This is a genomic window from Terrisporobacter muris (assembly GCF_024621905.1).
GTDB classification, from domain to species: Bacteria; Bacillota; Clostridia; order Peptostreptococcales; family Peptostreptococcaceae; genus Terrisporobacter; species Terrisporobacter muris.
Map to the genome: position 1 here is coordinate 1 of NZ_JANKBY010000249.1, position 5,580 is coordinate 5,580.

At 27.6% G+C, this 5,580-nt stretch carries 5 protein-coding genes; 4 read left to right on the forward strand and 1 reads right to left on the reverse strand.

The annotated features are described in order from the left end of the window. Nucleotides 1-152: 152 nt before the first annotated feature. Entirely contained in the window at nucleotides 153-1,046 is an 894-nt protein-coding gene (locus tag NSA58_RS15080) for a sulfite exporter TauE/SafE family protein (RefSeq protein ID WP_039679745.1), read from the forward strand. Between the two features lie 108 nt (nucleotides 1,047-1,154). Here the strand turns inward: NSA58_RS15080 and NSA58_RS15085 are convergent, their stop codons facing one another. After that, nucleotides 1,155-2,864: an ABC transporter ATP-binding protein gene (locus NSA58_RS15085; protein ID WP_039679744.1), complete on the reverse strand. Its 1,710-nt coding sequence runs from the start codon at nucleotides 2,862-2,864 to the stop codon at nucleotides 1,155-1,157. A 193-nt stretch (nucleotides 2,865-3,057) separates the two neighbouring features. Here NSA58_RS15085 and rpoN point away from each other — a divergent pair, with 193 nt between their 5' ends. Genes rpoN through NSA58_RS15100 form a run of 3 tightly spaced genes read left to right on the forward strand, consistent with a single transcriptional unit; the run spans nucleotide 3,058 to nucleotide 5,540 of the window. Further along, nucleotides 3,058-4,401, forward strand: coding sequence for an RNA polymerase factor sigma-54 (rpoN, locus tag NSA58_RS15090; RefSeq protein WP_074078846.1), 1,344 nt, complete (start codon nucleotides 3,058-3,060; stop codon nucleotides 4,399-4,401). Nucleotides 4,402-4,419: 18 nt separating this feature from the next. Continuing rightward, nucleotides 4,420-4,962: a chromate transporter gene (locus tag NSA58_RS15095; protein WP_039679742.1), complete on the forward strand. Its 543-nt coding sequence runs from the start codon at nucleotides 4,420-4,422 to the stop codon at nucleotides 4,960-4,962. Continuing rightward, on the forward strand, nucleotides 4,959-5,540 hold the full coding sequence (locus NSA58_RS15100) for a chromate transporter (protein ID WP_039679741.1): 582 nt from the start codon (nucleotides 4,959-4,961) through the stop codon (nucleotides 5,538-5,540). Before NSA58_RS15095 ends, NSA58_RS15100 begins: the two co-directional genes overlap by 4 nt. Nucleotides 5,541-5,580: the final 40 nt, after the last annotated feature.

Genomic DNA, 5,580 nt, shown 5'->3' on the forward strand with positions numbered 1-5,580 from the left:
AAAAATAGATTTATGTAAATATTAATAAATCGATTGAATATTTTTTAACAAATTACTATAATAAAAATGTAAACGTTTGGCGATGAAAAAAATATTGTCGAGCTGAATATTATACTATATAATAAAAGATAAATTTTAGGGGGAATTAACAGATGTTATTAGCATTAAGAGGAATTCTATTATCTTTAATGGGTGTTTATTACTATACATTCTTTAAAGATTATAGACAAGTAAAAGAAGCAGGAGAATTAGATAATACTTCTGTAGTTAAAGTTGGAGCTCTAGGATGGGTGGCTAACTTCTTTGATACATTAGGTATAGGTTCATTTGCAATTATAGTAGCAGCAAACAAATTCTTTAAAATAGGAATAAAAGATAAAGAACTTCCAGGATTTTTAAATGTTGGATGTTGTTTACCAGTTATGTGTGAAGCATTTATATTTACTACAGTTATAGAGGTAGATCCTGTAACATTATTTTCAATGTTAATTGCTGCAGCTGTAGGTTCATACGTAGGAGCAGGTATAATATCTAAGATGGATGAAGCAAAGATCCAATTAGTAATGGGACTAGCTCTTTTAGCTACTGCAGTATTAATGTTCTGTAGCAAAATGGGATATATGCCAGGAGGTGGAGATGCAATAGGACTTTCTGGTGCAAAGCTTGCAATAGGTGTTGTGGGTAACGCAATTCTTGGAGCGTTAATGACAGCTGGTGTTGGTCTATTTGCACCATGTATGGCATTAACTTATTTCTTAGGATTATCTCCACAAGTTACATTCCCAATAATGATGGGATCTTGTGCAATGTTACAACCAGTATCTTCTGTTAAGTTTATAAAAGAAGGAGCATATCCAAGAAAAGCTTCATTAGTATTGAGTTTATGTGGAGCAGTAGGAGTATTTGTAGCAGCATTTATAGTTAAGTCATTACCAATAGAAACATTAAAATGGGTTGTAATGGCAGTTTTAGTTTACACTGGAGCTAGTATGATAGCTGGTGCAATGAAAAACTTAGGAAAAGAAGCTAAGGTTGTAGCAGAATAATTTATAAGTTAATTTATTATTTAATATAAAAAGGTTGAATCAATGATTCAACCTTTTTTTGTACTATTTGAATATAATAAAGGATATATCTATAGGTAAGTAAATTTATTACACAACTAAGCTATCATTTTGAATAGTATATAAACTATAGAAATAGCCTTTTTGATTTAATAAATCATTAAATGAACCTTTTTCAATAATTTTACCATTTTTCATTACAATTATTTCATCATAATTAATTAAAATGCCTTTTATTAATTTATGTGTAACTGTTATTAAAGTTAAATCATCTAAGTTTAACAGTGAATGTTCTAAATTATAAGCAGTTTCATTATCTAAAGCAGAAGTGGATTCATCTAAAATAAGTATTTGTGTATTATTTATTAAAGCTCTTGCAATGGCAATTCTTTGCTTCTCGCCACCAGATAGTTTATTACCATTTTCACCGACTAAGGAATTAATTCCTTCAGGTAATTTATCAATTAATTTAGTTAAGCCAGAGCGTTCACAAGCATTTATAATATCATCATCAGTATGATTTGAATAAAGTCTTATATTTTCTTTTATACTATCATCAAACATAAATACATTTTGCTGAATCATAGACATGTTTTTATATAAGTCAGAGCTATAAATATTTTTCAAATCATTATTATCTAGAAGGATGCTTCCTTCATAATCATTATAATATCTCATAAGAAGTTTTATTAATGTACTTTTTCCAGAACCACTTTCACCAACAATGGCATATTTTTTATTTTTATCTATACTTAAATTAATGTTATCCAGTGCCTTTCTTTCTTCATTATAAGAGAAATCAAGGTTTTTAATTTCTATTGAATCTACAAAATTATTTAAATTAGTATTTTCAAAGCTATCTTTAGTATCTTCTAAAATAGTTTCTATTTTATCTGCTATAAGAGATACAGACCTAATTTGATTTATTAAAGAAATACTTAGTTTTACAGGACCAACAATATGAGTACTTAGTTGAATAATAATTATGGCAGTACCAACAGTGATACTTTGTTTGTACATTAGATATCCTCCAAGAAGAAGAACTCCTAGATAAATTGTAACACTGAAAGATAATGAAAATCCTCTTATGATTGCTTCTAAGACAGAGTATTTTTTCTTAGAAGTTTCTACATTATTAGACGCATTACTAAAAATTTCATTTATTTTTTTACTTATATTAAATCCTTTAATTACTTCAAAACCAGAGAACAAATCTTTTGTAATAGAAGTAACTTGTTGTAAATTTTCAGAGTACTCATTTTTTTGTACAACTAATTTTTTTGATAAGGCGTTTGGTATTATAAATCCTAAAACTCCAAAAATAGAAATAAAAATAACTATACTTGGACTAATTGAAAATAAAACAACTAAAGAAATTGTAAAGGATATGATACATGATATAACTTGGAAAAGATTATTAAAAAAACTATCCTCGATAATTTTTATATCGTTATATAAAATTGAAATATATTTTCCACTATTGTCTAGAGAAAAATCTTTTATATCCTTGTTGATTACTTTAGAAAAAATATCTGTTCTTAAGTAATTAACAGTATTCTTTATATAAGATGACATAACAAGACCGTCTATATATTCTGTTAAAAACATAATTACTATTAGAGTTATACTGGCTACTGTTATAGTTGTAAATTTACTACTATCTCCACTTGCGAATATATCTACTATAAATCCCATTAGAAAATCAAAGCAAATACTTGCTAGAGCGACTAAAGAGATGGTTATTATTCTGCATAAAAATTGATATTTATACTTTAATGTGTATTGCCATAGAGTTTTCATATTACCTCCTTGAAATTATTTATTGTAATAAGTTTATAGGCTTCAATATTTATTATACATGGAAATTGTCAAGTTAAGTAAGAAGATTTATTGAAGTGTTGAAATATATTAACTATAATGGATTTAGATATTTAAATTTAAAAATAATAATTTTTAATAATTATTGTGAATATTGAAAAGGGGATAAGATAGTATGAACTTAAATAATAGGCTAGATATAATTCAATCGCAAAAACTCGTTATGACAACTCAATTAAAACAATCCCTAGATATTTTAAATATGAGTAATTTAGAACTAGAAGATGAAATAAAAAGAGAAGCAGAAGAAAATCCTGTATTGGACATGGAAAGCAAGGGTGATGTAGATTGGGAAGAGTTTGCTAAAAATATTGATAACAAGAGTTACAATATAAAAAGTTATGATTTAGATAATGATTTTACTTTGGAAAACTTAGCCAAATATGAAAGTAATTTATATGATTATGCTAAAGATCAGTTATCATTTTTAAAATTAAATAAGAAAGAAAAGGAAGTTTGTGAGTATATTGTTGATTGCTTAGATAAGGATGGATATTTAGGAATTGAGGAAAAATTCATAATTAAAGAACTAAAAATAGATAAAGATTATTTTGAAAAGTGTTTAAAGTATATTCAACAATTAGAACCTAGTGGAATAGGGGCTAGAAATCTTAGTGAATGCCTATTGATTCAAATGGAAAATAAAAATATAAATGATGATATTCTAAAATCTATTATAATAGAAGATTTAAATTTAATAGGACAAAATAAAATAAAATCTATAAGTAAAAAATACAATATAAATATAGAAGATTGTGTGGAATATATTGAAAAAATTAAAGAATTTGATCCTAAGCCAGGAAGATTGTGTAGTAATGAAAAAACAATATATATTCAACCTGATGTTATGGTTAGAAAAATCAATGGAGAATTTATTGTTTATATGAATGACAATGCTAATTTTCATTTATGTATAAATAATTATTATAAAAGTGTATTAAGCAATCCTACATCAGATGAAAATGCTAAAGAATTTATAAAAAATAAACTTAACTATGCTCTTAATCTTTTGAAAAATATAGAGACTAGAAAAAGTACTGTATTAAAAATTGCAGAAGTAATAGTAAAAGAGCAAAATGAGTTTTTTAGTAAGGGAGTAAAATATATTAAACCAATGAGGTTAAAAGATATAGCTCTAGAGCTTGGATACCATGAATCAACTATTAGTAGAGGAATAAATAGCAAATATATGCTAACACCTTTTGGATTGTTTGAATTTAAATACTTCTTTAGTACTGCCATCCAAAGTAAGGAAGAGGAAGGGACATCAAGTACTAAAATTAAAAATATGATAAAAGGCTTTATAAACGAAGAAAATAAATTAAAGCCTTTAAGTGATGATAAAATATGTAAATTATTAAAAGATGAAGGTATAACAGTAGCTAGAAGGACTGTGGCAAAATATAGAGAAGAAATGAATATATTATCTTCATCTAAAAGAAAGCAGTTTATTAAATAGATAAAGAGGAGGCAATATATGAAGGGATTAATGGATTTATTTATTGCGTTTGCAAGAGTGGGAGTGCTTACATTTGGCGGTGGATATGCCATGCTACCAATTTTACAAAGGGAAATTGTAGAAAAAAACAATTGGGCAACTGATGAAGAGCTTATGGACTACTATGCCATAGGGCAATGTACACCAGGAGTAATAGCTGTAAATACAGCAACATTTATAGGTCAGAAAAACAAAGGAATCATAGGTGGGATTATGGCAACCTTAGGAGTAGTAATGCCATCTCTTATAATAATAACAGCAATAGCAGCTTTTATAAGTAATTTCTCAGACCTGGCGATAGTGAAGAATGCGTTTGCTGGAGTAAGAGTTTGTGTGTGTGTTCTTATATTTAACGCTGTGGTTAAACTATGGAAAAGTTCTGTAGTTGATAAGGCGACGATGATTACTTTTATTGGAGTATTCTTAGGGTCTGTACTTACAGATTTATCACCAATATTATTTGTATTGATTACTGCAGTATCAGGTATAATAATTAAGAATTTGGGGGTGAAGTCTGAATGATTTACCTTCAATTATTTTTTGAATTTTTTAAAACTGGTTTATTTGCAGTAGGTGGAGGAATGGCAACACTTCCTTTTCTTTATGATATGTCAGAAAAAACAGGATGGTTTACGTCAGGCCAACTTGCGGATATGATAGCAGTCTCAGAATCTACACCAGGGCCAATAGGTGTAAATATGGCTACATATGTAGGGTTTACAACTGCAGGAATAGGAGGAGCAATAATAGCAACTATAGGGCTAATAACACCTTCTATTATAATTATTGTAATAATTTCATATTTCTTAAAATCTTTTAGAGAAAATAAATATGTAGATGCAGCTTTCTATGCACTTCGTCCAGCATCTACAGGGCTGATTGCAGCAGCAGGTATGACTGTTGTGACAATAACACTACTTCAAATTGATTTATTTAAAAGTAGTGGAAAAGTATTAGATTTATTTAATTGGAAAGCTTTAATTTTAGCAGTAATAATTTATCTACTGTCTAATCATGTGAAAAAAACTAAAAAACTTCATCCAGTATTCTTTATAGTAGGTTCTGCTATTATAGGAATATTATTTGGATTTGCAAGATGATGGGTGGATTTCTTACAATAGTATATAATAATACATTTAG